We start from the raw sequence: 25,645 nt of genomic DNA on the forward strand, positions 1-25,645 counted from the left end.
GCATAATCATATCAGCTTTCGACACCTAAGCCCCTGGCCAGCTTGCCGTCACGGTCGTAGGCCTTGACGATCTCGGCGACCAGCGGATGTCTGACGACGTCGCCTTCATTGAAGCGGACCGTCACCATGCCGGTAACGCCGTCGAGAATTCTCAGCGCCTCGACCAGGCCGGACTTGGTGTTCGGCGGCAGATCGATCTGGGTCGGATCACCGGTGACGATCATGCGCGAGTTCTCGCCGAGCCGGGTCAGGAACATCTTCATCTGCATCGGCGTGGTGTTCTGCGCCTCGTCGAGGATGACGGCGGCATGCGCCAGCGTACGGCCGCGCATGAACGCCAGCGGCGCGATCTCGATGACCTCGGCGGCAATCGCCCGCTCGACCTTGTCGGCCGGCATCATGTCGTAGAGCGCGTCATAGAGCGGCCGCAGATAGGGATCGACCTTCTCCTTCATGTCGCCCGGCAGAAAGCCAAGCCGTTCGCCGGCCTCGACCGCGGGGCGCGACAGCACAATGCGTTCGACCATGCCGCGTTCGAGCAGCATTGCCGCGTGCGCCACCGCCAGGTAGGTCTTTCCGGTGCCGGCCGGGCCGATGCCGAAGACGAGTTCCGACCGCTCCAGCGCGCGCATATAGGCGTCCTGGTTCAGCGAGCGGGCATAGATGGTCTTCTTGCGTGTCGATATCTGGGCGGCGGACACCTTGCCCTTGCGCTCCAGCGTCGGCAGCGTCAGCTGGTCGTCGGTGGCGATCGCCATGCGCACCGCGCCGTCGACATCGGACTGGCCGATATCAGTGCCTTTCTGCAGAATGCCGTAAAGATTGTCCAAGGCGCGGCGTGCCTGCTCGGCGGCTGAGGAAGAGCCCTTGATGGTCAATTGGTTGCCACGCGAGCGGATGTCGACGCCGAGCTTCTGCTCGAGCCTGGCCAGATTCTCGTCGAACTGGCCGTAAAGGGCGCTGGCAAGCTTGTTATTGTCGAAAGTCAGTACGATGTGCGCCATATCCGAGGCCCCGGAGGGTAGATTCTGGGGCAGGTTCTTGACTTCAGCAGCGCTCAACCGTCTCTCCTCATCTGCCGAGGCCTTCAGGCCAATTCGGCGAACAGGCTGTTGTAGCCCGCCTTCGTGATTCGTACCTGGATAATGTCACCGATTTCGCCGGCCTTTTCATCAACAATAACCGGCTGCAGCCACGGCGAGCGGCCAACCTTCTGGCCGGCCTGGCGGCCCGGCTTTTCGACCAGCGTGTCGATGGTCCTGCCGACCAGGCTTGCGCCGAAATGCTGCTGCTGTTTCAGAAGCAGCGCTTGCAATCGCTGCAGGCGCTCGTCCTTGACGGCCTCCGGCACCTGATCGTTCATTTCGGCGCCCGGCGTGCCGGGCCGCGGAGAGTATTTGAACGAGAAGGCCGAGGCATAGTTGACGTCTTCCACCAACTGCATCGTCGCCTCGAAATCCGCTTCCGTCTCACCGGGAAAGCCGACGATAAAATCGCCGGACAGTGCGATGTCGTTCCGCGCGGCACGGATGCGGTCGATCAACGTCAGGTAGTCCTTGGCCATATGCCTGCGGTTCATCGCCTTGAGTATGCGGTCCGAGCCGGATTGCACCGGTAAATGTAGATAGGGCATCAGCGCGGGCAAATCACGATGGGCGGCGATCAATTCATCGTCCATGTCGCGCGGATGGCTGGTCGTGTAGCGCAGCCGCGCCAGACCTGGAATCTCTGCGAGCCTGAACAGCAGCCGGCCAAGGCCCCATTCCTCGCTGTCTTCGCCTCTTCCATGCCAGGCGTTGACGTTCTGGCCGAGCAGCGTCACCTCGCGCACGCCGGCATCCGCCAGGCGCTCGGCTTCGGCGACGATCTGTGCCACCGGCCGCGAGACTTCCGAGCCGCGCGTATAGGGTACGACACAGAAGGTGCAGAATTTGTCGCAGCCTTCCTGAACGGTCAAGAACGCCGTCACGCCGCGCCTGATCAGTTCGGCGCGCTTGGGCTGCGGCAGATGCTCGAACTTGTCCTCGACGGCATAGTCGGTCTCGACGATCTTTTCTCCGCTCCGCGCCTTCGCCAGCACACCGGGCAGCCGGTGGTAGGTCTGCGGGCCGATGACCAGATCGACCACCGGCGAGCGACGGATGATCTCGGCGCCCTCGGCCTGCGCCACGCAGCCGGCGACGCCGACCAGCATTTCGCGCCCGGCCTTGGCACGTTCCGCCTTCAACTCACGGATGCGCCCAAGTTCGGAATAGACCTTTTCCGCCGCCTTCTCGCGGATGTGGCAGGTGTTGAGCAGCACCAGATCGGCCTCGCCAATGGCGTCTGTCGCGGCATAGCCGTCGATGGCCAGAGCATCGGTCATGCGCTGCGAATCGTAGACGTTCATCTGGCAGCCATAGGTCTTGACGAAGACCTTCCTGGTCGCGGCAGGCAGAACGACCAGGTCTTCGGCGGCAGCGCCGATGTCGTCGCGTTCTATCGTGTTCAATTCCATTTCGCGGCTTCTAGCGCCTTTCCCTGACAAAAAACAGACGAATCTGGCCGGTACCGAGCAGACTACCGGCTCGGGCGCGGTTCGGCGAGCGCCGCCTGCACCATCTCGCGCACCTGGCGTTCCATCTGCTTTGCCGTCTCCTTGCGGCTGGACCCCTTGGAGAAAGCAATCGCCTCGCCAAAATGCACCTCGACGTCGAGAGCGCCCTCGGCCATCAGCACCTTGAGGTGCGGCATCAGCTCCTCATCGCCGATCCAGGCGGCAACCGGCCGATGCCGGCGGCCGAGTGGCACGCCATGCAGGCGCGTATAAACGATCGCCACCGGCTGGATGAAGACCTGTTCGGCCGCCCCTTCAGCAATCGCCATCGTAGCGGCGCCGAACAGTGTGCTCTTGAACGGCAGGATCATGTTGCCGTCGCCGGTCGAGCCTTCGGCGAACAGCACCATGGCGTCCCCCTTGGCCATCCGGCGGGCGATCTCGCTCGCCTGGTCGCCCGACGAACGTTTGCGCTCACGTTCAATGAAGACGGTGCGTTGCAGCTTCGACAGCATGCCGATCAGCGGCCAGCCGGCCATGTCGGCTCTGGCGATGAACGTCACGTCGACCATCGATCCCAGCACCATGATGTCGGTCCAGGAGATGTGGTTGGCGGCGACCAGCAATGGGCGTTGGCCGGATAGCGCCCCTTTGACATGGATGCGCAGCCCGAGCGCCCTGATGATCATCCTGTGCCAGATCTTCAGGATGAAGGTCTCGCGCCAGAGCCCGGTCTTCATCGACAAGACCTGCAGCGGCACAAGCACCAATGAGCCGACGACAACCAGCCCCAGCGCCAGGAAAATCCTGATTTTTCCGATCATCCGCACCACCCCGGCGTTTGGCTAGCGAAGATCGCGGCGCATGACAAGGGCGCCGGTCGGGCCGTGCTCCGGCGACTTGTAATAGTTGGCGCGCTTGCCGACCTCGCGGAAGCCCAGCCGCCGGTAGAGCGCGATCGCGGCGACGTTGGTCTCGTCGACCTCAAGGAAAAGCGCCTCGGCGCGCTGTGCGTGCAGTTCACGCAGCACCGCATCCATCAATTGCCAGCCGAGCCCCCGGCGCCGGTGCGAGCGTGCCACTGCGACCGTCAGGATCTCCCCCTCGCCGGCGGCCAGCCGCGCCAGGACGAAGCCCACCGGCGGCTTGGCGCCCTGTCCGGTCTCGCGCGCGGCATAGCCGAACACCGTGTCCTGCTCGAGCAGCGCGGCGAATTCGTCGTCGGTCCACGGCCGCGCGAAATCCTCGCGATGCAGCACCGACATGGCCGCGCTGTCGGCAACCGTCAGCGGCTCGATCGCATAGTCCCTGCGACGCGGCTGGAGGAATGGAATACGCATCAGTTTTTTTGCCTGGATAGAACAAAGCCGGCCTGCGGCTTGGCGTCGGCGCCCCGCAGATAAAGCGGTTTCGGCTTTTCGCCCTCGCCGTGTTTACCGGCACCTTGGGCCGCGGCCAGCCGCGCATAGACAGCGATGTCGGCGGTGGCCGCCGTCTCACCGAGATCGAAGCTGCGTCCGGCCGCCGCGGCAATTTGGGTTGCCGCCGTGCCCGCCAGAACCGGAGAGATGTCGATCGCCATGGCTGCGGCGTGCGAGAGCGTGGTCACAGCCGGACCATAGATCAGAACCGACCTCTCATCGTAAAGTGCCGCATGGATCTCCTCGCGGCCTGCATCGAGCGCTGCGATCACGGCGCGGCGGGGAAATATCGCTGCGGTCTCTGCCGCCAGTGCCTCCAGAGTCGTCACGCCGATCGCCGGGATTTTCAGCGCCAGCGCCAGGCCGCGCGCCGCCGAGACGCCGACACGCAGTCCGGTGAAGGAGCCCGGACCGGTTGAAACGGCAATGGCGCCGAGGCTGGCATAATCGCTTCCGGCCGCCTTCAACGCGCCTTCGATGACACCCATCAGATGCTCGGCATGACCCTTGCCGAGATCGAGCACCGAACGGCCGAGTTCTTTCCCGGCCGCCGCGTCGTAGACGCAGGCGGCGCAGAGATTGGCGGCACAGTCGATGGCAAGCAACTTCATGAAGCGGCCGGTTGAGACAGTTTCGAAAACAGCTTCCCTCTGCCCGCCAGAGCTGATCCCCGCAAGGGAATAATGGATAAATCGTCAGGCGACTTGGCTTCGGCGCGGGTCCAAGAATGTAAGTTCCAACGCACGCAATCGCCACAATAGGTATCGGAACTAGCCGACCTGCTCGATACGCAGCAGGTGATTGTCCCAGACATAGTCCGGCTCGGAACGTATCGAGCCACCGGCCTCGACGATTTCGCCGGCGCCGGTCGTCGCCATGAAGCTTTCCCCATCGGGTGCAACGCCGCAGACCTCGACCAGCGCCTTGCTGGCGACGATGCGGCCGCTGGCCGTGTCGATCACGGCAAGCGAATTCCCCTCAGGCGAAGACACGGCGATGGTGCCGGCGGCAGGGTTGGCCGCGACCGAGCCGATATAATTTCTGAAGGCCGAGAGCACGTCCTGCGGCATGTCGAGCAATTTCAAGTCCATGCCGCGCGGCGCGCGGCCGAGCAGTGGGGGACGATCGGTACCCGGCCCCCTGTATTGACAGCCGAACCAGACGGTGCCGGAGCGGTCGGCATCCATATGGCGGATCGACAGTTGGTGCAGCGCTGGCGGCAATTCGTGCTTTTCGGTGAGATCGCCGGTAAGGCGGTCGACCAGAACATAGGAAGGCTTCATCGTTGCGATGTTGAGCTCGGCGCGGCCATAATCCGGATGCGTCTCGATGCCGCCATTGGCCACAGCAATCGTCCTGCCGTCGGAAAGCAGCAAAAGCTCGTGCGGGCCTGTGCCGTAGGTCGGGAACTCGCCGATGCGCTTGAATTTCGCATGCGCGTCATAGACGCCGACGACGCCGTCGGCATTGTCGAAATCGTTCTCGGTTGCGTAGAGCAGCGTGCCATCGGCCGAAAACACGCCATGGCCGAAGAAATGCCGGCCGGCAACGCTGGCAATGGTGTGCGGTTCATCGCGGCCGGTATGGTCGAAGACGACAGCAAAGGTGCCCGGCTGCCTGGCAAACACCACCGAACGCTTAGACACCGGGTCGAAGGTAACGTCGTGGCCCCGATCGGGCAGATCGATCGTGTGCAACAACTTGCCGGCCTCGGACAGGACGGCCGCGCCATAGCTGCCGTCGCGCTTGACGAAAGCCGTGGCGAAGACCGCGTCGGCGTCGAGTGTATTTGCCCAGGCCGACGGCGCCATCGCCGCCACGAAACCAGCGCCCGCGGCCCTCAGGAAATCGCGCCGATCGATCAGCGGCGTCCTCATGATCAGTCGCCATCCAGTGACGAGAACCCGGCGGTCAGGCCGAATTCGGCGGTCAGCCTGGTGCCGATCAGGGTCGTCAGGCTGGATGTCACCAGTGCGAAGTAGTCGAGCTTCTGGCGCAACGTCGGATCGGCTAGTGCCTTGTCGATCGGACCCCTGATCGCCTTGGCGGCCTCGATCCCGTTGGTGAATTGGATGTGGACCGATTCCGCCATCCAGCGTGCATCAGGCGGCAGCGCATCGCCAAGCTGGGAGGCCTGGAACAGCGCATCCATGCCCGCCAGATTGCCGGTCAGCGAGCGTGCGGTGTTCTGCGAGCGCCAATAAATCGCCTGTTTCGGTTTGTCGGCCTCCGGCTTGGCGCCCAGGAAGCCTTTCAGGCGCACGTCGCGAACCATTTCCAACTCGTTGATGAAGACGCCGACCAGTTCGGTCACCGCTTCGGTTCCGTCGTGATAGAGCGCGTTCTGCGGACCGGGATGGGCCCAGAGCGCGGCAAAGCCGTTGGGCTTGTTCCAGGCCTCGCCGACCTCGGCGGCAATCGTCTCGACATTGCCGGCAATGGCTGCACCATAGGCGCAGCGATAGGCGTCGCCCTTGCCGGCCAATTGACCGGCGTCATCGCCGTAGAGCACGAACTCCAATGCGCCGAGCCCTTGCATGGCGACACTCTTTGTCGCCAGTTGGGCCGGATCGGCGGCCGCCGGATCCTTGCCGGCCAGTGCTGCCTGCACCTGCTTCAGGCCGATGCTCTTGCGGTCCGGCCAAAACAGCATGCGCTCAAGCCGGTTGTTTTCGGCGATCGGCCCGAAACGGATGATTTCCACCACCGACCAGGCATCCACGACGCCTGAGAATTCGGCGCGTGCCGCATCGAGAGTATCTTGCGAAGGCGCCTGGCAAAGCGCGTGCATGGTCTTGGCCAAGCTGTCCGCGTGGTCATGCAGCCTGGTATAGGCCGGGCGGACGAAGCCGTCGATCGCCCGCTGGATCACATCCGAAGCCTTCACCGCGGCGGATGCCGGCAGCGCATCGGCGAGGACCAGCATCAGCGCGAGTGCAAGACGCTTCCGCATCAGAGCGACTCCAGAAACTTCATCAGCGCGGCGCGTTCGGCCGCATTGGCAGCGGCAAAGCGGTCACGCGCCTTCTCGCCCTCGCCGCCATGCCACAGGATTGCCTCGGCCAGGCTGCGTGCGCGCCCGTCATGCAGGAAGAAGGTGTTGCCGCTGACGGTCTGGGTGAGCCCGATGCCCCACAGCGGCGGCGTGCGCCATTCGCTTCCCGTGGCCTCGCCCACCGCCTGTCCGTCGGCAAGGCCGGGTCCCATGTCATGCAGCAAGAAATCGGAATAAGGCCAGATCAGCTGGAAGGCGTGCGCTCTGTTCGGGGTTCCGCGACGGGTGACGAATTTCGGCGTATGGCAGGAGATGCAGCCCATATCGTAGAACAGTTTTTTGCCGGCGAGCACATCCGGTCTGTCGAGATCGTGCCGAGCCGGCACGGCAAGGTTTTGCGAATAGAAGGTGACGAGGTCCACGACCGGCGGCGGCGCTTCGACCGGACCGAGGCGCTCCTGTACACCGTTGGGTAGGGCAAGGCAGGTCTTTTCTGCGGCGCTGCAATCGCCCCAGTGCCTCGGCACCTCAGGCGTCGAAATGCCGATATCGCCGGCAAAAGCGTCCGCCGATTGCTGACGGATCGAAGCCGCCTGCGCCTTCCAGCCGAAACGGCCGAGCGTCAGTTCACCGCTGCTGCTGTCGCGTATTATGTTGGGCCTGCCGGAAATCCCGTCACCATCGCGGTCGGTCGCATCGGCATGCGCAAGGATGTCGGCAGGAGCGATCTGCTCCACCAGGCCAAGGCCGATCATCGGCGGTGTCATGCGCGGCGACAGCGTGGTGTGCGGATCGAGCGGCCCGTAGGCGAGACCCTCGACCGAATAGCTCGGCTTGCGCAGCGACACGACGCTGCCGTCCGCCAGTTTTACTTTCTGCTCCTGATAATCGACATGCATCCTGCCTTCGCCCTGCAGGCCGGGAACGGCTAGCTCCTGAAGTTGTGTGCCATAGACCGGGTCGGGAAAGTTGAGCACCTTGTGATCGGCGAGTGCGGCTTTCTCCTCCTCGGTACTGGCTTCCCTTGCCAGGCGCAGGAACATCGAGGTGGTGCCGCTGTCGCCTTCGGGCGGATGGCCGCGGCCGTCCTTCAGATGACAGTTTTGGCAGGCGCGCTCGTTGAACAGCGGACCGAGCCCATCCGAGGCTTGTGTCGAGGATGGCGACGACACCCAGTTCTTGCGGAAAATGGCATTGCCGAGCTTGAAGGTACCCTCTTCCTCGAAGCCGATGTTGGCGGAGGATTGCGAGAAGGCATCCTTGTTGACGTCCTTCTTCGAGGTGCCGGCGCCGCCCTGCATCAATTCGAATTGCTCGGGCTTGGAGAAATCGCTGGTCGGCCTGGTGATCGCGATGACGCGCGCCAGATCCTTCGGCGTCAGATCGGTGCGGCTGGTGGCAAGCCCCGCCGGTTGCGGCGCTCCGGCCAGCGCCGAGGCTGTGAGCGTCGCCACCACGGCAAGAAAAGGGCCGCGAAGGATCCCGTACCGCGGCTTCTTCTGAGGCGGCAGGCCGCAATCTTCGGCCGGCAAGCGGCGCAAGAAATCTAGGGGGCGCCGCATTCCGGCATGTCCTTATTCCGCCTCGTCGGCCGACGCTGCGTTGAGTTGGCCGTACTTTTCCTCGCCGATGGAGGCGAGCAGGTCGAGTTGCGTCTCGAGGAAGTCGATGTGACCTTCCTCGTCAGCCAGCAATTCCTCGAACAGCTTCATCGTCACGTAGTCGCCTGCTTCGTTGCAAACCTCGCGCGAACGCTTGTAGGCGGTGCGCGCGTCATATTCGCCGGCAAGATCGGATTCGAGCACTTCCTTGACATTCTGCCCGATACGCAGCGGCGCCACGGACTGCAGGTTCGGATGGCCCTCAAGGAAGATGATGCGCGCCACGAGCCGGTCGGCATGGTGCATTTCTTCGATCGATTCAGCGCGTTCCTTCTTCGCCAGCTTGGCGTATCCCCAGTCTTCCAGCAGCCGGAAATGCACCCAATATTGATTGACCGCTCCAAGTTCCAGAAACAGAGCCTCGTTAAGCCGCTCTATGATCTGCTGTTCGCCTTTCATGGATTCTGCTCCCGTATTGGACGCGCAGGCCTCTGACGCGATCCAGGTGTGAAACGATGTCCACGCCGCTCGCCGCCGAGCGGGCGTGATAATTTTCGGTGACCCGAATGATCGTTTCGACCACATTTGGGAAGCAGCCGCAACAGCGACCGCGCTTGTGCATGGCATGGTAGACCTTCGCCGGCACGATCAGCTGCCAGGGGTCCTCATCCAGCAGTCCGACGATCGTCTGCTCTATCTCCTTTTCGGTGATGATGTTGCAATGGCAGATCAGCATTTGTCGCTCTGGCTAACGGCGCTCATTGCGCCGCGTGGCTGTTGGTTTCGAAGTTTACTGGAACACCTTGTCCGGTGAATCGAGGCTGTCCGAGCCCTCGAAGGCGATGGCATTGAGCTTCAGGGTGCCGACGGCGCGTTCGATCGACTTGGTCTGATCGACCAGCGCGTCGATCGCCGCCTGCACGGTGGCGTTGCCGTCAGCGTTACCCTCGGCGATCTGCTGGTCATAGGCCTCGCCGGCAAGCGCCCGCGCCTTGATGGCCTCCATCTTGGCGATGGTGATATCCAGTTTAGCCGACAATTCCTTGTCGATCGCCGGATCGGCCGCCTTGACCATGTCGGCCACCGACGGCCCCTCGACGACAGTGCCGTCAAGCCGCGTGTAGCTGCCGTGATAGGCGGCACGGATGCCGATCGCATCGTAGAGATGGGAGTTGTAGGTGTTGTCGGAGAAGCAATCATGCTCCTCTTCCGGATCGTGCAGCAAAAGGCCGAGCTTCATCCGCTCGCCGGCGAGTTCGCCATAGGACAGCGAGCCCATCCCGGTGAAGATGGTCGAAATGGCGGCGTTCGGCTCGCCATCGACAAGGTTCTTGCGGGCGGCGCCGCCTTCCTTCCAGTAGTCGACCATATCCTTTAGATCGGAAACCAGAAGGTCGCTCGCCGATTTCAGGTATCGCGCCCGACGGTCGCAATTGCCGCCGGTGCAATTGGCGAGGTCGTAATCGGTGTAGGGCCGCTCGCCGGCGCCCGGACCGGTTCCGTGCAGGTCCTGACCCCAAAGCAGGAATTCGATGGCGTGATAGCCGGTCGCCACATTGGCCTCGATACCGCCGGCCTCCTGCAGGGTGCCGGAGAGGAACTCCGGCGTCAGATTGGTGGCGTCGACCTTCTTGCCGTTGATCTCGATCGACTTATTGGCGATCACATTGGCGGTGTATAAAGCGTTGGCATCCGACTCGGTGCCGTAGCCCTTGGCGACATAGTCGATCAAGCCCTCGTCGAGCGGCCAGGAGTTCACCTTGCCTTCCCAGTCGTCGACGATGGCATTGCCGAAGCGATAGACCTCGGTCTGCTGATAGGGAACGCGCGATGCCTTCCAGGCCTCGCGGGCGGCGTTCAGCGTCTCGGCCGATGGCTTGGCGAGCAGCGCATCGACAGCCTTGTCGAGCGCCTCGGCCGTGATCAGCGAATCCTCGTATTTGGCGAGCGCGATGTCGGAATAGGTCTTGATGACCGCCTTGGCATCGGTTTGCGCCTTGGCCGGCAGCACGAACACAGCCGCCGTGAGCATCGCGGTGGCCCCGATCGCCGCAAGCCTGCCGCCATACCGTGCCCTGATCATCGTTCTCATGACTGTCTCTCCTCGGGAATCAATGAAATGCCGGCGCCGCGGCGGGCAGCTGCCAGCGGGCAAAGAAGGGTCGCGCCATCGCGCGGTTCGCGGAAGAAAGACACCGAAATGCCTCCAATCGAAAGGGTTCAAGGCCCAGACATCAAAGGGATGCGCTGACGCGCGAGCTTCCATAAAACGGCGAAGACACCGGATGTCAACTGGTGGCGTAGAAAAAATTCAATTGAAACAATAGTTTAGAATTATTCTAAACTAGAACTGTCAACTTTAACACCGATGTATAGGAATGCCGGCGCATGACGCGGTTGACAGGCGGCCGTTCCGGGTGCGACCCGGATCGGCGCTCTTGCGGCGGGACCAGACAATCGCCACCTGGCGTGACGTCCTAGATTTGGGTGAGGAATCGGGCTGTTATGAAGATCGGGGTCGTCATTGTCGGTGCGGGTCATGCGGGCGTGCAAGCGGCCGCCAGTCTGCGCGAAGAAGGCTATGACGGGCCGGTAATCCTGATCGGCGACGAAGACGAATTGCCCTACCACAAGCCGCCGCTGTCGAAGACCTTCATCAAGGATCAGCAAGCAAAGCCGCAACCGTTGCGCGGCGAGGCTTTTTATACCGGCAGCGCCATCGACTACCGGCCAGGCCTGCGGGTCGAGCGGATCGACGTCGCCGGCCGCCGGCTGGAGATATCAGGCGGCGTGCTGCCGTTCGACCGGCTGATCCTCGCCACCGGCGCGCGTCCGCGCCTGCTGCCGCTGCCGGGGTCGGAGCTTTCTGGCGTTGTGTCGCTGCGCTCGCTCAGTGATGCCCGCCTGATCCGCGAATTAAGCGCGCAAAGCGAGGAGGTCGTCATCCTCGGCGGCGGCTTCATCGGCCTTGAGATTGCCGCAACGCTCACCGCCGCCGGCCGCAAGGTCACGGTGGTCGAGGCGGTCGACCGGCTGCTCGGGCGCGCCGTCGCGCCGGTCATCGCCGGCCATGTGCGCCAGCGGCTGGAGGCGACCGGTGTGCGCATCCTTACCGGCACCACCATCGAACGGCTGGAGGGCGAGAACGGCCGTGTTTCGGCTGCAATCACCTCATCTGGCGAAAGATTGCCGGCGCAGATGGTCGTCATCGGCATTGGCGTCGTGCCGAATGTCGAATTGGCCGAAGCCGCCGGCATTGCCATCGCCAACGGCATCCGCGTCGACCAGCAGATGCGCACGTCGGTGCCGGAAATCCTCGCCATCGGCGACGCGGCGTCCTACCGGCACTGGTTCACAGGCGGCGACGTGCGGCTGGAATCGGTGCAGAACGCCACCGACCAGGCGCGGCTCGCCGCTCGCACCATTGCCGGCCACACCGACAATTACTCGGCGGTGCCGTGGTTCTGGTCCGATATCGGCGACATGAAGCTGCAGATGGTCGGCCTGATTGCGGGCGGCGACAGCCATCTCGTGCTGGGCGACGTGGCCGAGAACAAATTCTCTATCTACCACTATGCCGGAAGCCGGCTGCTCGGCATCGAATCGGTCAACCGGCCCGGCGACCACATGCTTGGCCGCAAGATGCTCGGCGCCGGCTTTTCGCCGTCGCCGCAGATTGTCGCGACTGGGCCCGACGGGCTGAAGGCGGCGCTCGCCGCCTTCCAGGAAGAAGAGCCTGTCCGCGCTGCGGGATAAGATCAAACCCAATCACCCTGAATGACCTAGTCTAGTTCGACCGGGAGCTGACCTTCAAACATATAGCGAAGTAAAGGAAACAGCGGTATTTTGACCAATTGAAATCGTCGGGGGGTGCTCATGGCTCTATATGTCATTGGCGCAGGCATGGGTCGCACTGGCACATATTCGCTGAAGCTCGCGTTGGAGCATCTTGGGTTCGGGCCGTGTCATCACATGGCAGATGTCCACGCCAATCCCGAGCAGAAGACGCTGTGGCGCGCAGCCGGCCAGGGACAACTCCCGACCTGGGATGCGGCATATGCCCGCTATCTTTCCGCGGTCGATTGGCCAACGGCGCATTTTTGGCGCGAAGTGAGTGACCACTACCCTGATGCGAAGGTTATCCTGACAGTTCGTGACCCCGAAGCCTGGTATGACAGCATGGCGCAAACAATAGGGCTCACGATGGATGCTGCTACCAATGATCCACAGTCCTTTGGTGTGGCGGTGATTGGAAACACTGTCTTTGGCGGTCGATTTGATAACCGTGATTACGCAATCGCTGTCTATGAAGCACATAACGCTTCCGTGAAATCAACGCTGCCACCTGAACGCCTTCTTACTTATCAGGCCTCCGAAGGGTGGGAGCCGCTTTGTGCCTTTCTCGGTGTACAGTTGCCTTCCGAACCGTTTCCACGCACCAATTCGACTGCCGAATTTCGTGCTCGCATAGGGCGTTGAACGGCGGCTTGCCGCCTATCTCGGCCTTCGCCGCAGTTGAATCCCAGGCCATATCCTCGCCGCTCAGGCGGCGCGGGCGTCGCGGATCGAACTTTCCAGGATGTCGAGCGCCTCGTTCATGACGCCGTCCTGGATGGTGATCGGCGCGAGGAAGCGGATGACGTTGCCGTAGACGCCGCAGGTCAGCAGGATCAGACCCTTGTCGAGCGCCTTCAGCCGGACCGCATTGGCGAGTTCCGGCGACGGCAGGCCCTTCGTCACATCGTTGAACTCGACCGCGTTCATAAAGCCGGGGCCCCTGATATCGACGATCTCCGGCGCTTCGTCACGGATCGATTGCAGGCGCTGCTTCAGACGGTTGCCCAGCGTGTTGGCGCGGTCGCAGAGCTTCTCCTCGTCGATGACGTCAAGCACGGCATGCGCCGCGGCGACGCCGATCGGACTGCCGCCATAGGTGCCGCCGAGCCCGCCGGGGTTCGGCGCATCCATGATCTCGGCACGTCCGGTGACCGCCGCCAGCGGAAAGCCGCCGGCAAGGCTCTTGGCCATGGTGGTGATGTCGGCCGCCACCTCGTGGTGGTCCATGGCGAACATCTTGCCGGTGCGGGCAAAGCCGGTCTGCACCTCGTCGGCGATCAGCAGCATGCCATGCTGGTCGCAGATCTTGCGCAATGCGGTCATGAAGTCGCGCGGCGCCTCGTAGAAGCCGCCCTCGCCCTGCACCGGCTCGACGATGATGGCGGCGACGCGGGCCGGATCGACGTCGGCCTTGAACAGCCGGTCGAGCGCCGCCAACGAATCGGCGACCGACACGCCGTGCAGCGCAACCGGGAACGGCGCATGGAAGACATCCGCCGGCATGGCGCCGAACCCGACCTTATAGGGCACGACCTTACCGGTCAGTGCCATGCCCATGAAGGTGCGGCCGTGAAAGCCGCCGGAAAAAGCGATGACCGCCGGCCGGCCGGTGGCGTTACGGGCAATCTTGATAGCGTTCTCGACCGCCTCGGCGCCGGTGGTGACAAAAATCGTCTTCTTGTCGAACTTGCCGGGCAGCATGCCGTTCAGCCGTTCGGCCAGCCGGATATAGCTCTCGTAGGGCACGACCTGGTAGCAGGTATGGGTGAAGCGGTCGAGCTGCGCCTTGACCGCTTCGATCACCCTAGGGTGACGGTGGCCAGTGTTGACGACAGCGATACCGGACGAAAAATCGATATAGCGGCGGCCTTCGACGTCCCAGATTTCCGAGTTTTCGGCGCGATCGGCGTAGATCTGAGTGGTCATGCCGACGCCGCGCGAAATCGACTGGTTCTTGCGTTCGGAAATGGCTGAATTTGTCATCGTATCCCTCACCGGACCGGCGCCCGCTCTCGTTTGATGGCTGTTGAGACTCTTTTGGGCTTATTTCAGGTTTTCCTCAAGTTGGCACCGTCGCCCGGCGATTGGGCCTGTCGATGCCGATGTCGGCAACCGAACGCCCGTCGCTCAAGCCGTCCTGACAAACCCCACGCTCGCCCTCAGCAGATTGCGCGTGTAGTCCTTGGTGACGCGGCGCTCGACGAGGTCGCCGGCGGTGAGGTGCTCGACCGCCTCGCCGTTCTGCATCACCATCAGCCGCTCGCACATATGGGTGATGATGGCGAGGTCGTGGCTGACCATCAGGAAGGTCAGCTTGCGCCGCCGCCGGATCTCCTCCAGCAGGTTCAGCACCTCCGCCTGCACCGAAGCGTCGAGCGCCGAGGTCGGCTCATCGAGCAGCAGGATCGACGGTTCGAGGATCAGGGCACGGGCGATTGCCACGCGCTGGCGCTGGCCGCCGGACAATTGATGCGAATAGCGAAAACGGAAGCCGGTGCCCAGGCCGACCTCGTCCAACGCCCGCTGGATGCGCTTTTCGCCGTCAGCAAAGCCGTGAATGGCGAGCGGCTCCTGCAGCAAGCGGTCGACGGTCTGGCGCGGGTGCAGCGAGCCGTACGGGTCCTGGAAGACCATCTGCACCTCGCGGTAGAACGCCTTGTCGCGGCGCGCGCCGAGCCGTTTGCCGTTGACGGCGATGGTGCCCGAAGCGGCCGGCGCCAGGCCGGCGATTGCCCTGAGTAACGTCGACTTGCCGGAGCCGGACTCGCCGACCAGGCCGAAGGATTCACCGGACTCGACTTCAAGGCTGACGCCCTTCAGCGCGCGAAAACGGTCGAAGACCACCTCCAGCCGGTCGACGGAAAGGGCTGCCGTCATGCCGCCCACTCCGGCTTGCGGTCGAGCACCGGCAGCGGGTGACGGTCGGCGCCGATCTTGGGCATGCAGTTGAGCAGGCCGCGCGTATAGGGATGCTGGGCACGGCCGAGCTCCGAGGCTTTGAGCTGTTCGACCACCTTGCCGGCATACATGACGATGACACGATCGCAGAAAGATGAGACCAAGCGCAGGTCGTGCGAGATGAAGATCAGCCCCATGCCGCGCTCGCTGACCAGCCGGTCGAGGATGCCGAGCACGTCGAGCTGCACGGTGACGTCGAGTGCCGAGGTCGGCTCATCGGCGATCATCATCTCCGGCCCGGCGATCAGCATCATGGCGATCATGGCGCGCTGGCCCATGCCGCCGGAAACCTCGTGCGGATGCAGGTCGAAGACACGGGCCGGATCGCGGATCTGCACAGCCTCCAGCATGGCAAGCGCGCGGTCGCGGGCTTCGGCCTTGGAGACTGTCTCATGCGTGCGCAGTGTCTCGACGATCTGGCGGCCGATGCTCATCACCGGGTCGAGCGAATATTTCGGATCCTGCAGGATCATGGCGATACGCTTGCCGCGCAGTGCGCGGCGCTCGCGCGGCGAGGCGGCCAGCAGGTCGATGCCGTCGAAAGCAAGCGTCTTTGCGGTCACCTCGGCCTGCGGCGGGGTGACGCCCATAATGGCGCGGCCGGTCTGCGACTTGCCCGAACCGCTCTCGCCGACGATGCCGAGCCGTTCGCGGCCGAGCGAGAAGGAAACGCCGCGCACTGCCTCGATCAGGCCGGTGCGCGTCGGGAAGGTGACGCGCAGGTCGTCGACTTCGAGAAGCGTGCTCATTGGTCACCGCTTCGCGGATCGAGCGCGTCGCGCAGGCCGTCGCCGAGCAGGTTGAAGCCGAGGCTGACGATGAGGATGGCAAAGCCCGGCGCGCCCGCCACCCACCACTGGTCGAGCACGAAGCGTCGGCCCGACGCGATCATCGCGCCCCATTCCGGCAGCGGCGGCTGCGCGCCGAGGCCGAGGAAGCCGAGGCCGGCGGCGGTCAGGATGATGCCGGCCATGTCGAGCGTCACCCTGATGATCAGCGAGGAGATGCAGAGCGGCATGATGTGGCGAAGCACGATGCGAAACGGCGAAGCGCCCATCAGTTGCACCGCCTTGATATAGTCGGAATTGCGCACCGTCAGCGTTTCGGCGCGGGCAATGCGGGCATAGGGCGGCCACGAGGTGATGGCGATGGCGAGCACCGCGTTTTCGATGCCGGGGCCGAGCGCGGCGACAAAGGCCAGCGCCAGGATCAGCTTCGGAAAGGCGAGAAAGATGTCGGTGATGCGCATCAGGATCGCATCGGTCCAGCCGCCGGCATAGCCGGCAACGGTGCCGACCAGCAAGCCGATGGGCGCGGCGATGATGGCGACCAGAATGACGACATAGAGCGTCCAACGCGAACCGAAGATGATGCGCGAATAGATATCGCGGCCGAGATCGTCGGTGCCGAACCAGTGCGCGGCACTTGGCGCCAGCAGCCGCGAGCCCTTGAGGTCGCCGAATGTCGGCGAATAGGGCGCCAGCACATCGGCGAAGGCCGCGACCACCAGCAGGGCGATGATGATGAGCAGGCCGACAAAGGCCAGCCGGTTGGCGGAAAAGCGCCGCCAGGCTACATAGGCGCGGCCGAGCCTTGCCTGCACGCGCGACGCCGGCCGCTCGCTGAGCAGCCAATCACGGCGGGTTTGAATCGCTTCTGCGCTCATCCTGCCTTGGTCCTCATCCTGCCTTGGTCCTTGGGTCGAGCAGCCGGTAGAGCAGGTCGGACAAAAGATTGATGCCGATGAAGACCGAGCCGATGATGATCGTGCCGCCAAGCACGGCATTCATGTCGGCGTTCTGCAGCGAGTTGGTGATGTAGAGGCCGATGCCCGGCCACGAAAACACCGTCTCGGTCAGCACCGAGCCTTCGAGCAGCCCGGCATAGGACAGAGCGATCACCGTAACCATCGGCACCGCGGCGTTGCGCAGCGCGTGACCCCAGATGATGCGCGTTTCCGACAGGCCCTTGGCGCGCGCCGCCACGATGTATTCCTGGGTGAGTTCGTTCAGCATGAAGGAGCGCGTCATGCGGCTGATGTAGGCGAGCGAGAAATAGCCGAGCAGCGAGGCAGGCAGGATGATGTGGCGGAAGGCATCGGCAAATACGTCCCACTGCCGCTGCCAGAGTGCATCCAGCAGGTAAAAGCCGGTAATCGGCGTGAAGGTGTATTCGTAGACGATATCGAGGCGGCCGGGAAAGGCGACCCATTGCAGCTTGGCGTAGAACAGCACCAGCGCCAGCAGCCCCAGCCAGAAGATCGGCACGGAATAGCCGACAAGACCGATGATGCGCACGATCTGGTCGATGATGCTGCCGCGCCGCACGGCCGCCAGCACACCAAGCGGCACGCCGATCACCGAACCGATCAGCGTCCCCAGTGTTGCCAGTTCCAGCGTCGCCGGAAAGGCGCGGCGGATGTCCGTCATCACCGGATTGGTGGTCAGCACCGAGGTGCCGAAATCACCATTCAAGGCATGTTTGACATAGATGTAGAACTGCTCGACCAACGGCAGGTCGAGACCCATCTCGCGGCGCGTTCGTTCGACGACATTGGTCGGCGCCCGGTCGCCGAGCACCGCCAGCACCGGGTCGATCGGGATCACCCGGCCGATGAAGAAGGTCACCGCGAGCAGACCGAGATAAGTCGTTATCGCGATGACCAGGAACCGGGCGATCGATGAGGCAATGGCAACGGCGCGAGCGCTGCCGCGCCCCGCCGTCGTTTCCCTTTCAGCCAAGCTCATGCGGCGCGTCCGCCGACATCACTCCTTCGAAACCGGGCCGACGAAGTTGGTGTCGAAGCTCGGGCCGAGTGCAAAGCCCTTGAGGTTCTTGCGCAGGCCAGCCACTTCCAGCTGCTGGTGGATGATGACGAAAGGACTGGTATCGAGGATCTTCCTCTGAAGATCCTGGTACATTGCGGCGCGCTTGGCCGAATCCTTCTCGAGCAGGGCAGCTTCGGTCTGCTTGGTCAGGTCCGGGATGTCCCAGGCGTTGCGCCAGGCCAGCGTCTTGGTCTTGCCTTCATCCGAATTGTCCGGGTTGCTGGCAAAGGTCTGGGCATTGGAATTCGGGTCGAAATAGTCCTGGCCCCATTGGCCGATATAGATGTCGTGGTTGCGGGCGCGGTATTTGGTCAGCGTCTGCTTGCCGTCGCCGGGGATGATCTCCAGCTTGATGCCGGCCTGTCCCAGCGTCTGCTGGATCGATTCAGCCATGCCTGTCTCCGGCTGTCTGCTGCGCACGTCCATAGTGACACTGAAGCCGTCGGCGAGGCCAGCCTTGGCGAGCAGTTCCTTGGCCTTGGCGACGTCGAGCTTGAACGGATTCTCGTCCAGCTCGCCGAGCACGCCTTTCGGCAGGAAGGTCTGGTGGATCTCGCCGATGCCCTTGAGGATGGTCGAGCTCAATGCATCATAGTCGACAAGATATTTGAAGGCCTGGCGAACCTCGGGCTTGGCGAGATTCGGGTTCTTCTGGTTGAGGCTGATGTAAAAGACCGTGCCCTTGGGGGCTGAGGTGGTGGTGAGGTCGGCGTTCTTGGCAATGGCATCGAGATCGTTCGGCTCGAGATTGCGGGCAACGTCGATGTCGCCAGCCTCAAGCGCCAGGCGCTGGCCCGAGCTTTCCTTCATGAAGCGATAGATGACGCGGGCAAACTTGGCTTTTTCGCCGTAGTAATTGTCGTTACGCTCCATAACGACGGCCTCGTTGGCCCGCCATTCGCGCAGCTTGAAGGCACCGGAGCCGGCATAGCCGGTCTTCAGCCAGGCATTGCCGAAATCATTGTCCCATTTGTAGTCGGCGCTCGGCGTGACCGCGGCGACATGCTCCTTGACCAGCTTGGCGTCGACGACCGAGGCGACCGTCGCCGACAGGCAGTTCAGCACGAAGCTCGGCGCATAGGCCTTGTCGACGGTGAACTGGAACGTCGTATCATCAACAGCCTTGGCCTTCTCGGTGACGTTGCCGCCGTCGATGCCGAACTGGCCGATAATAAAGGCCGGGGTCTTGTCGAGCTTGATGGCGCGCTCGAACGAATAGGCGACGTCCGCCGCCGTGATCGGATTGCCGGAGGCGAATTTGAGGCCGGGCTTGAGCTTGAACGTGTAGGTAAGGCCGTCGTCGGAAACGCTCCAGCTTTCTGCGAGATCGCCTTTGACCTTCGAGGTGTCGCTGAGGTCGAGGCGCACCAGGAGATCGTAGGTGTTGCCGGTGATTTCGGCGGTCGACAATTCGAATGCCTCGCCCGGATCCATGGAGATGATGTCGTCGATGGCCAAACCCTCGACCAGCGTGTCGGCGGGCGTGACCGCGAAGGCAGGCGCACCGGCCAGGAGCAGCGCGGACATTGCCGCGCCCGCGAGCAAGAAGCGGGTGCCTAGAGCAAACTTTTCCATCATCATTTTAAGTGTTCCCTGTTTTTGTTGACCTGAGTTCCCGGCTCAGGGTTGTGGCATTTCTTGCCGCGTCGAACGGTGATCCCCGGTCCGTCGATCGGCAATTTTTATGCGGTTCCGGCTCACCATATCCGGCGGTTTCGAGCGCGGCAACGAGCATTTGCAGAACGGTTGATTGGGCCAGACCGGCGGTGCGAAAATCCGGCTATTTCAGCGCGGTAACCAGGTCGGCGTCGGGAAAGCAGGTAGCGGAACGGCCGTTGCTGGCCTGCCACTTGCCGATCGAGCGGCGCGTCTTGAAGCCAGGCAGGCCGTCGGCGCTGCCGACATCGTAGCCCTTGGCTTCCAGCGCCCGTTGCAGGGCGGCGATGTCGGAGCGGTAGAGCCCGCCGACCGCGCCCCAATTGCCCGAGAAATTGCTGTCGCCATGGGCGATGCGATCGGCGCCATGGCCGATGAACAGGGCATAGAGATCGCTGGTGTTATACTGCTTTAGCACGTAGAAATTGGGGGTCACGATGAAGGCCGGGCCGCTACGCCCGGCCGGCATCAAAAGAAAGCCCTCGGCTTTCAGTTCGCTCGCCGGGAACGGTTTACCCGACACACGCCTGATGCCCATATCAGCCCATTGGGAAATCTTCTTGCCCTGGTCCGGACCTTCGAGCGAGCAGGAGACGCTCTCCGGCACCGTCACCTCGAAGCCCCAGCCGCGGCCCCTGACCCAGCCATAATGCACGAGATAATTGGCGATCGATGCCAGTATGTCGGGCGTCGAATTCCAGATGTCGGTGCGGCCGTCGCCGTCAAAATCGACGGCATGCTTGAGGAACGACGTCGGCATGAACTGCGGCTGGCCGAGCGCGCCGGCCCAGGACGATTTCATCGCACCGACCGGGGCAAGCCCGCGCTCGACGATCTCCAGCGCCGCCAAGAGCTCGGTGCGGAAGAATTCCTTCTTGGTCGACATGAACGCCTTGGTGCCAAGCACCTCGAAGGCGTCATAAGGCAGCTTCGCTGCGCCGAAGCCGCTCTCGCGGCCCCAGATCGCCAGCAGCACTTCGCCAGGCACGCCGTAGCGTTTCTCGATCGCTGCAAGGGTCCTAGCGTTGGCCGCCTCGCGGGTGCGGCCGCCGGCGGTCACCGCACGGACGACCGTTTCGGCGAAATAGGCGCCGGGCGAACCGAACTCGGCCTGATGCTGCTTCCGCGGCGTCGTCGCCTTCTCGCCAGGCTTTACCAGGCCGGGCAGTTTGAGGTTCGGCTTGACGCCGTCGAAGGCGGCATCGAAGGTTTTCCTGGAGATGCCTTTGGCCTTGGCTTCGGGCCAGAGGTCGTTGCCAAGCCAGGCGCGGAACTGGTCGTCGATCTTTGCCGCGGAGGCGGGGGTGGCGAGGATGAGGGCAAAGAGGACTGCAAGAAGAAACGCGACGGCTATTTTGCGAAAACAGCGATCCGTCCTACCCCCCTCTGTCCTGCAGAGGGGGGTGGGACGGAGTGCCAGCCTTAAAGAATGCTTAGCAACCATCATCCTCCCCGCAACTCGCCTCAAAACACCGTCCGCGAGCGCAGTGCCGCGGCGAGCGTGCCTTCGTCGAGATAGTCGAGTTCGCCGCCAACCGGAACACCGTGCGCCAGGCGCGTCACCTTGACGTTGAAGCCGGAAAGCTGGTCGGTGAGGTAGTGCGCGGTAGTCTGGCCCTCGACCGTAGCGTTGACGGCGAGGATCACTTCCTTGACCTCGCCGCCGGCGACGCGATCGACCAGCGAACGGATGTTGAGCTCATCGGGACCAATGCCGTCGAGCGGCGACAGCGTACCGCCAAGCACATGATAACGCACGTTCATGGCGGTCGCCCGCTCCAGCGCCCAAAGGTCGGCCACGTCCTCGACAACGATGAGCGTGGTGGGGTCGCGGCGCGGGTCGGTGCAGATCATGCATGGATCGGAGGTGTCGACGTTGCCGCAGGTCGAGCAGATGCGCACCTTGTCGACGGCCTCGCCCATGGCAGCGGCAAGCGGCGCCAGCAGCTGCTCCTTCTTCTTGATGAGGTGGAGTGCGGCGCGGCGCGCTGAACGCGGGCCAAGCCCCGGCACCTTGGCCAGCAGCTGGATCAGGCGTTCGATCTCGGGACCGGCGATTCGCTTCGACATCGCTCCGGTTTAGGATTTTTCAACGGGTTTTGGAACAGCGCTGAGGCGCGCTGTTCAGCCCGCAAAGAGGCAATCGCCCGGCGTTGCGCCGCCCCTCATTGCCCTGCCGGGCATTTCTCCCCGTACAACGCGCCGACGCCGACCGCCTCAGTTTTCCTCCAGCGGCCGGGTCTGGCCGGCGATCATCGCGCCGATGGCGTCGGTGTTCTCGGGCGTCGTCTCGAACGACATTGTCGGCTCTGCCGGCGCCGCCTGGAATGATGTGACCGGCCGGGGGTTCACGGTTCCACCGAAACGGGCCGCGTCCGGTTCCTGCATTGGCTCCTGCAGCGCCACAAGGATTGGCTTCTCCGGTGCCGCCCTCGCCGCGGTCGCCATTCCTGCAGTCACCCTAGTCTGCCTTGCCGGCAGCGATGCGGCGGCGGTAACATAGGTTGCCTTGGCGAATGTCGGCTTGACCTCGCGAGCCGGCTCCGCCGAGGCGACAAGTATAGCCTGAGCGGCAGGCGCTTGCGGCTTGGCCTGGGCCATGGCGACCACCGGTTCGTCCGGCAACGGCTGCCAGTTGCGGCCGCGCTTTTCATAAAAGGCATTGCCGCCGGCGACCATGGTGTAGTGCATGTTCTTGTAGGGGAAGCGCAGCCCGGCGGTGTGGAAATACATGGTGTTCTTCAGCTTGGCTTTGCGCTCGCCCTTGAGCACCGACTCGGCGGCCTCCTCGACGTCGGGCATCGCCTTCGAATTCATCGGCCGTGTCATGACGCCCGGCGCGAACTGGCCGCGCTCGCCAACCACTTCGCAGATGGTGCTGCCGTGCTTGCCCGACCGCAGCCGGTTCATCACCACGGTGCCGACCGCAATCATGCCGTCACGGCTCGACCGGTTGGACTCGAAGAACATCGCCCGCTCCAGGCATTCCTTCTCCTTCGGCGTGGAATTGTAAGAGCGCGAGCTCAGGAAACCCGGCGTAATGGCATCGGTCAGGCTGGACATGCCGTGCGAGGCGGTCTGACTGCAAGCGGCCAAAAACAGCGGCGAGACAACGACGCCGAGCCGCAACGGCGTCTTCCATCGGGTAGAGATCAACAGGTGTCCCCTCATTCTGCTGCCAGCCCGCCCCTGGTTGCGGCAAGAATGAGACACTTTCAGGCAAAAAGATGGCTAAAGCGTTATTAAGTTTGGGGCGTTGCCCAATAGACACAGCTGGCGGGCGAAGAGCGTTGGATCGCTGCCCTCTTCGGTCAAGTGCCGGCATGGTTCCAGGGATTCATGCCGTGACCTTGGAGCGCCGCAATCTGCGCAAGAGGGCTTGCCCAAGCCTGGAGAGATTGGTTCAGTCGACGCGGTAACTGTAAACACAGCTCGAGGTGTGCTGAGATTCAGGTCAGGCCGAGCCGAAAATGGCGGCTTCCGAGAACCGGAGCGGAGCGTACGTTTCGTACGTGAGCACCGGAAGCGCAGGAAGCCGCCGTTTGCAGGCCGGCATCACGTGAATATCAATACACCTTAGAACGGCAGCTTCATTCCCGGGGGGATCGGCAGTCCCGCGGTCAGCGCCTTGGTCTTCTCCTGCATGATCTGCTCGACCTTGGTCCTGGCGTCGTTGTGGGCAGCGAGGAGCAGGTCCTCGAGAATCTCGACCTCGTCCTCCTTGAACAGCGCCGGGTCGATCTTCAGCGACTTCATCTCGAATTTGCCGGTCAGCGTCACACTGACCAGGCCGCCGCCGGCCTGTCCGGTGGCTTCCAGCGTGGCAATCTCATCCTGCATGGCCTGGAACTTGGCCTGCATTTCCTTTGCCTTGCCCATCAGGCCGAGAAGATCTTTCATCGCACGGTCCTTTGCAGTTGGTGCTGGTTGTTCAGGTTTCGTCGTCGTCGGCCGGTGGCTCGACCGGTACTTCGGCCTCTGCCGCATCGGCTTCCGGCGCGTCGGGAATGCGCACGTCGATGATCTTGGCGCCGGGAAAGCGCGCCAGGATGGCGGCGACCGTCGGGTCGCTCTTGGCATCGAGGAAGGCGTTTTCGCGCTTTGTCGATTCCATCTCGGCCAGCGTCTGGCCGCCCTCCTCCTTCGACAGCGACACCAGCCAGCTGCGGCCCGTCCAGGCGCGCAGCTTGGCGGTCAAATCGTTGAGCAGCATCTTCGGCGCATCGTCGGTCAGGCTGACGTCGATACGGCCGGGCTCGATGCGCACCAGGCGCACGCAACGCTTCACCAGCACCTTGAAGGCCATGTCGCGCTGGGCGTCGGCAAGGGCGACAATATCGGCCAGCGATTTCACCGGCACCAGCGGCGCCTCGACCACCGGCTCCGGCGGAGCAACGAAGTTGGTCGGCACGGGCTCGGCCTCGACCAGGCGCATCGTCTGCGCGCCGCCATTGGCCGTCGGCATCCGCGTCTGCGCCACGGCACCGGCACCACCGCTTGCAGGCGCATGGTTTGCGGGGCCGGGGCTTGCCGGCGCGCCATTCACGCGCGGCGCGGCGCCCGGCGGCGAAACGCCGTTCTCCAGCGATTTGAGCGCCTCGTCCAGCGTCGGCAGGTCGGCGGCATGCGCCAGCCGGATCAGCACCATCTCGGCGGCGCTGACCGGGCGGTTGGAAGTCTGCACCTCGGGAATGCCTTTCAAGAGCATCTGCCATGTCCGCGACAGCACCTTGACCGACAGCGTGCTGGCGAAATCGGCGCCGCGCCGACGCTCGTCCTCGGACAGCGAGGCGTCGTCGATGGCAGCCGGCACGAAACGCAGACGGGTGACCAGATGGTTGAACTCGGCAAGGTCGGTCAGCACCGCGGCAGGATCGGCGCCGGTATCGTACTGGGCACGGAATTCGGTAAGCGCGGCCGCGACGTCGCCCTTCATGACATGCTCGAACAGATCGACGATGCGGGCACGGTCGGCAAGGCCGAGCATGGCACGCACCGCTTCGGCGCTGACCGCGCCGCCGCCATGGGCGATCGCCTGGTCGAGGATGGACTGCGCATCGCGCATCGAGCCTTCGGCCGCGCGCGCGATCATCGCCAGCGCGTCGTCTTCAACTTCGATGCCCTCCAGACCGGCTATCCTGGCAAGGTCGGCCTTGATCATTGCCGCATCGATGCGCCTGAGGTCGAAACGCTGGCAGCGCGACAGGACGGTGATCGGCACCTTGCGGATTTCGGTGGTGGCGAAGATGAACTTGACGTGCGGCGGCGGCTCTTCCAGCGTCTTCAGCAGGCCGTTGAAGGCCTGGTTGGAAAGCATGTGCACTTCGTCGATGATGTAGACCTTGTAGCGCGCCGACACCGGGGCGTAGCGCACACGCTCGATGATGTCCCTGATATCGTCGATGCCGGTATGCGAGGCGGCGTCCATCTCGATGACGTCGACATGCCGGCCTTCCATGATCGCCTGGCAATGCTCGCCGAGCACGGCAAGGTCGACGGAAGGCTGGTCGACCGTCGGTGTTTTGTAGTTCAGCGCCCGGGCGAGTATGCGCGCGGTCGTCGTCTTGCCGACGCCGCGCACGCCGGTCAGCATCCAGGCCTGGGCGATGCGGCCGGTGGCAAAGGCATTGGTCAACGTGCGGACCATCGGCTCCTGGCCGATCAGCTCGGAGAAATTCGACGGTCGGTATTTGCGCGCCAGCACGCGGTAGGCGGCAGGCTTGTCCAATTTCCCGGCCTCGTTTCCGGCTTCGCTCATTCGCCCGTCAAGCTCCAAGGGCTGCCACTGGAGGCCGCCGATTCCTGCGCATAGT

At 63.5% G+C, this 25,645-nt stretch carries 24 protein-coding genes; 2 read left to right on the forward strand and 22 right to left on the reverse strand.

All coding sequences use genetic code 11. From position 1 onward, the window contains the following. Nucleotides 1–11: 11 nt before the first annotated feature. The 11 genes from NKI63_RS17510 to NKI63_RS17560 all read right to left on the reverse strand — a co-directional run bounded on the left by NKI63_RS17510 (nucleotide 12) and on the right by NKI63_RS17560 (nucleotide 10,636). Nucleotides 12–1,004, reverse strand: coding sequence for a PhoH family protein (locus NKI63_RS17510; RefSeq protein ID WP_352464821.1), 993 nt, complete (start codon nucleotides 1,002–1,004; stop codon nucleotides 12–14). 83 nt (nucleotides 1,005–1,087) lie between these two features. Further along, nucleotides 1,088–2,497, reverse strand: coding sequence for a tRNA (N6-isopentenyl adenosine(37)-C2)-methylthiotransferase MiaB (miaB, locus tag NKI63_RS17515; RefSeq protein ID WP_352751480.1), 1,410 nt, complete (start codon nucleotides 2,495–2,497; stop codon nucleotides 1,088–1,090). Nucleotides 2,498–2,559: 62 nt separating this feature from the next. Beyond that, on the reverse strand, nucleotides 2,560–3,360 hold the full coding sequence (olsA, locus tag NKI63_RS17520; RefSeq protein WP_352506135.1) for a lyso-ornithine lipid O-acyltransferase: 801 nt from the start codon (nucleotides 3,358–3,360) through the stop codon (nucleotides 2,560–2,562). A gap of 21 nt (nucleotides 3,361–3,381) precedes the next feature. Next, the gene (gene rimI / locus NKI63_RS17525) at nucleotides 3,382–3,876 is read right to left on the reverse strand and encodes a ribosomal protein S18-alanine N-acetyltransferase (protein WP_254816257.1); all 495 of its coding nucleotides are present in this window, start codon (nucleotides 3,874–3,876) and stop codon (nucleotides 3,382–3,384) included. Next, nucleotides 3,876–4,568 carry a tRNA (adenosine(37)-N6)-threonylcarbamoyltransferase complex dimerization subunit type 1 TsaB gene (gene tsaB, locus NKI63_RS17530; RefSeq protein ID WP_352506134.1) on the reverse strand — a complete coding sequence of 231 codons (693 nt, stop codon included), beginning with the start codon at nucleotides 4,566–4,568 and terminating at the stop codon, nucleotides 3,876–3,878. Before tsaB ends, rimI begins: the two co-directional genes overlap by 1 nt. 159 nt (nucleotides 4,569–4,727) lie before the next feature. Next, nucleotides 4,728–5,834, reverse strand: a complete 1,107-nt coding sequence (locus NKI63_RS17535; protein WP_352506133.1) for a DUF1513 domain-containing protein — start codon at nucleotides 5,832–5,834, stop codon at nucleotides 4,728–4,730. 2 nt (nucleotides 5,835–5,836) lie between these two features. Further along, nucleotides 5,837–6,910 (reverse strand): imelysin family protein, encoded by a 1,074-nt coding sequence (locus tag NKI63_RS17540; RefSeq protein ID WP_352644427.1) that lies wholly within the window; start codon nucleotides 6,908–6,910, stop codon nucleotides 5,837–5,839. Then, nucleotides 6,910–8,514 carry a di-heme oxidoreductase family protein gene (locus tag NKI63_RS17545; protein ID WP_352506131.1) on the reverse strand — a complete coding sequence of 535 codons (1,605 nt, stop codon included), beginning with the start codon at nucleotides 8,512–8,514 and terminating at the stop codon, nucleotides 6,910–6,912. The genes NKI63_RS17540 and NKI63_RS17545 overlap by 1 nt, the downstream gene beginning before the upstream one ends. Nucleotides 8,515–8,526: 12 nt before the next feature. Continuing rightward, entirely contained in the window at nucleotides 8,527–9,012 is a 486-nt protein-coding gene (gene bfr / locus NKI63_RS17550) for a bacterioferritin (RefSeq protein ID WP_023676883.1), read from the reverse strand. Then, nucleotides 8,978–9,289, reverse strand: coding sequence for a (2Fe-2S)-binding protein (locus NKI63_RS17555; RefSeq protein WP_352506130.1), 312 nt, complete (start codon nucleotides 9,287–9,289; stop codon nucleotides 8,978–8,980). Before NKI63_RS17555 ends, bfr begins: the two co-directional genes overlap by 35 nt. Before the next feature lie 54 nt (nucleotides 9,290–9,343). Further along, a complete protein-coding gene (locus NKI63_RS17560; RefSeq protein ID WP_352506229.1) occupies nucleotides 9,344–10,636 on the reverse strand; it encodes an imelysin family protein in 1,293 nt (430 codons plus the stop codon). Nucleotides 10,637–11,058: 422 nt separating this feature from the next. On the opposite strand from NKI63_RS17560, the gene NKI63_RS17565 reads away from it, so the two are divergent. Then, nucleotides 11,059–12,309 carry an NAD(P)/FAD-dependent oxidoreductase gene (locus tag NKI63_RS17565; RefSeq protein ID WP_352506129.1) on the forward strand — a complete coding sequence of 417 codons (1,251 nt, stop codon included), beginning with the start codon at nucleotides 11,059–11,061 and terminating at the stop codon, nucleotides 12,307–12,309. 120 nt (nucleotides 12,310–12,429) lie between these two features. Beyond that, nucleotides 12,430–13,032 (forward strand): sulfotransferase family protein, encoded by a 603-nt coding sequence (locus NKI63_RS17570; RefSeq protein ID WP_352475990.1) that lies wholly within the window; start codon nucleotides 12,430–12,432, stop codon nucleotides 13,030–13,032. 63 nt (nucleotides 13,033–13,095) lie between these two features. Here NKI63_RS17570 and NKI63_RS17575 read toward each other — a convergent pair whose 3' ends face one another. The 11 genes from NKI63_RS17575 to NKI63_RS17625 form a co-directional block, all read right to left on the reverse strand. After that, the gene (locus NKI63_RS17575) at nucleotides 13,096–14,373 is read right to left on the reverse strand and encodes a 4-aminobutyrate--2-oxoglutarate transaminase (RefSeq protein ID WP_352475991.1); all 1,278 of its coding nucleotides are present in this window, start codon (nucleotides 14,371–14,373) and stop codon (nucleotides 13,096–13,098) included. 144 nt (nucleotides 14,374–14,517) lie between these two features. Beyond that, nucleotides 14,518–15,267, reverse strand: a complete 750-nt coding sequence (locus tag NKI63_RS17580) for an ABC transporter ATP-binding protein (protein WP_352506128.1) — start codon at nucleotides 15,265–15,267, stop codon at nucleotides 14,518–14,520. Beyond that, complete coding sequence (locus NKI63_RS17585) at nucleotides 15,264–16,097, reverse strand: ABC transporter ATP-binding protein (RefSeq protein WP_352506127.1); 834 nt, start codon at nucleotides 16,095–16,097, stop codon at nucleotides 15,264–15,266. The genes NKI63_RS17580 and NKI63_RS17585 overlap by 4 nt, the downstream gene beginning before the upstream one ends. Next, nucleotides 16,094–17,014 carry a nickel transporter permease gene (gene nikC, locus NKI63_RS17590; RefSeq protein WP_254816191.1) on the reverse strand — a complete coding sequence of 307 codons (921 nt, stop codon included), beginning with the start codon at nucleotides 17,012–17,014 and terminating at the stop codon, nucleotides 16,094–16,096. Before nikC ends, NKI63_RS17585 begins: the two co-directional genes overlap by 4 nt. A gap of 13 nt (nucleotides 17,015–17,027) precedes the next feature. Further along, complete coding sequence (locus NKI63_RS17595) at nucleotides 17,028–18,095, reverse strand: ABC transporter permease (protein ID WP_352506126.1); 1,068 nt, start codon at nucleotides 18,093–18,095, stop codon at nucleotides 17,028–17,030. 18 nt (nucleotides 18,096–18,113) lie between these two features. Further along, nucleotides 18,114–19,757 carry an ABC transporter substrate-binding protein gene (locus NKI63_RS17600; protein WP_352506125.1) on the reverse strand — a complete coding sequence of 548 codons (1,644 nt, stop codon included), beginning with the start codon at nucleotides 19,755–19,757 and terminating at the stop codon, nucleotides 18,114–18,116. A gap of 199 nt (nucleotides 19,758–19,956) precedes the next feature. Beyond that, nucleotides 19,957–21,276: a lytic murein transglycosylase gene (locus tag NKI63_RS17605; RefSeq protein ID WP_352754068.1), complete on the reverse strand. Its 1,320-nt coding sequence runs from the start codon at nucleotides 21,274–21,276 to the stop codon at nucleotides 19,957–19,959. A 20-nt stretch (nucleotides 21,277–21,296) separates the two neighbouring features. After that, nucleotides 21,297–21,902 (reverse strand): recombination mediator RecR, encoded by a 606-nt coding sequence (recR, locus tag NKI63_RS17610; protein WP_352686846.1) that lies wholly within the window; start codon nucleotides 21,900–21,902, stop codon nucleotides 21,297–21,299. A 147-nt stretch (nucleotides 21,903–22,049) separates the two neighbouring features. Further along, nucleotides 22,050–22,988 carry a cell wall hydrolase gene (locus tag NKI63_RS17615; RefSeq protein WP_352822526.1) on the reverse strand — a complete coding sequence of 313 codons (939 nt, stop codon included), beginning with the start codon at nucleotides 22,986–22,988 and terminating at the stop codon, nucleotides 22,050–22,052. A 420-nt stretch (nucleotides 22,989–23,408) separates the two neighbouring features. After that, complete coding sequence (locus NKI63_RS17620) at nucleotides 23,409–23,732, reverse strand: YbaB/EbfC family nucleoid-associated protein (protein WP_254816197.1); 324 nt, start codon at nucleotides 23,730–23,732, stop codon at nucleotides 23,409–23,411. 31 nt (nucleotides 23,733–23,763) lie between these two features. After that, on the reverse strand, nucleotides 23,764–25,590 hold the full coding sequence (locus NKI63_RS17625; protein ID WP_352822529.1) for a DNA polymerase III subunit gamma/tau: 1,827 nt from the start codon (nucleotides 25,588–25,590) through the stop codon (nucleotides 23,764–23,766). Between the last annotated feature and the right edge of the window lie 55 nt (nucleotides 25,591–25,645).

This window comes from Mesorhizobium sp. M0410 (genome assembly GCF_040321435.1).
Taxonomy (GTDB): domain Bacteria; phylum Pseudomonadota; class Alphaproteobacteria; order Rhizobiales; family Rhizobiaceae; genus Mesorhizobium.

Excerpts from the sequence above, each read along its gene's own strand:
- miaB (WP_352751480.1), bottom strand. The coding sequence starts at position 2,497 with ATGGAATTGAACACGATAGAACGCGACGACATCGGCGCTGCCGCCGAA.
- nikC (WP_254816191.1), bottom strand. The coding sequence starts at position 17,014 with ATGAGCGCAGAAGCGATTCAAACCCGCCGTGATTGGCTGCTCAGCGAG.
- NKI63_RS17625 (WP_352822529.1), bottom strand. The coding sequence starts at position 25,590 with ATGAGCGAAGCCGGAAACGAGGCCGGGAAATTGGACAAGCCTGCCGCC.
- NKI63_RS17605 (WP_352754068.1), bottom strand. The coding sequence starts at position 21,276 with ATGGTTGCTAAGCATTCTTTAAGGCTGGCACTCCGTCCCACCCCCCTC.
- NKI63_RS17570 (WP_352475990.1), top strand. The coding sequence starts at position 12,430 with ATGGCTCTATATGTCATTGGCGCAGGCATGGGTCGCACTGGCACATAT.
- NKI63_RS17565 (WP_352506129.1), top strand. The coding sequence starts at position 11,059 with ATGAAGATCGGGGTCGTCATTGTCGGTGCGGGTCATGCGGGCGTGCAA.
- NKI63_RS17535 (WP_352506133.1), bottom strand. The coding sequence starts at position 5,834 with ATGAGGACGCCGCTGATCGATCGGCGCGATTTCCTGAGGGCCGCGGGC.
- rimI (WP_254816257.1), bottom strand. The coding sequence starts at position 3,876 with ATGCGTATTCCATTCCTCCAGCCGCGTCGCAGGGACTATGCGATCGAG.
- NKI63_RS17560 (WP_352506229.1), bottom strand. The coding sequence starts at position 10,636 with ATGATCAGGGCACGGTATGGCGGCAGGCTTGCGGCGATCGGGGCCACC.
- NKI63_RS17600 (WP_352506125.1), bottom strand. The coding sequence starts at position 19,757 with ATGATGATGGAAAAGTTTGCTCTAGGCACCCGCTTCTTGCTCGCGGGC.
- NKI63_RS17580 (WP_352506128.1), bottom strand. The coding sequence starts at position 15,267 with ATGACGGCAGCCCTTTCCGTCGACCGGCTGGAGGTGGTCTTCGACCGT.
- NKI63_RS17575 (WP_352475991.1), bottom strand. The coding sequence starts at position 14,373 with ATGACAAATTCAGCCATTTCCGAACGCAAGAACCAGTCGATTTCGCGC.
- NKI63_RS17595 (WP_352506126.1), bottom strand. The coding sequence starts at position 18,095 with ATGAGCTTGGCTGAAAGGGAAACGACGGCGGGGCGCGGCAGCGCTCGC.
- NKI63_RS17510 (WP_352464821.1), bottom strand. The coding sequence starts at position 1,004 with ATGGCGCACATCGTACTGACTTTCGACAATAACAAGCTTGCCAGCGCC.
- recR (WP_352686846.1), bottom strand. The coding sequence starts at position 21,902 with ATGTCGAAGCGAATCGCCGGTCCCGAGATCGAACGCCTGATCCAGCTG.
- NKI63_RS17620 (WP_254816197.1), bottom strand. The coding sequence starts at position 23,732 with ATGAAAGATCTTCTCGGCCTGATGGGCAAGGCAAAGGAAATGCAGGCC.
- olsA (WP_352506135.1), bottom strand. The coding sequence starts at position 3,360 with ATGATCGGAAAAATCAGGATTTTCCTGGCGCTGGGGCTGGTTGTCGTC.
- NKI63_RS17585 (WP_352506127.1), bottom strand. The coding sequence starts at position 16,097 with ATGAGCACGCTTCTCGAAGTCGACGACCTGCGCGTCACCTTCCCGACG.
- tsaB (WP_352506134.1), bottom strand. The coding sequence starts at position 4,568 with ATGAAGTTGCTTGCCATCGACTGTGCCGCCAATCTCTGCGCCGCCTGC.
- NKI63_RS17545 (WP_352506131.1), bottom strand. The coding sequence starts at position 8,514 with ATGCGGCGCCCCCTAGATTTCTTGCGCCGCTTGCCGGCCGAAGATTGC.
- bfr (WP_023676883.1), bottom strand. The coding sequence starts at position 9,012 with ATGAAAGGCGAACAGCAGATCATAGAGCGGCTTAACGAGGCTCTGTTT.
- NKI63_RS17540 (WP_352644427.1), bottom strand. The coding sequence starts at position 6,910 with ATGCGGAAGCGTCTTGCACTCGCGCTGATGCTGGTCCTCGCCGATGCG.
- NKI63_RS17555 (WP_352506130.1), bottom strand. The coding sequence starts at position 9,289 with ATGCTGATCTGCCATTGCAACATCATCACCGAAAAGGAGATAGAGCAG.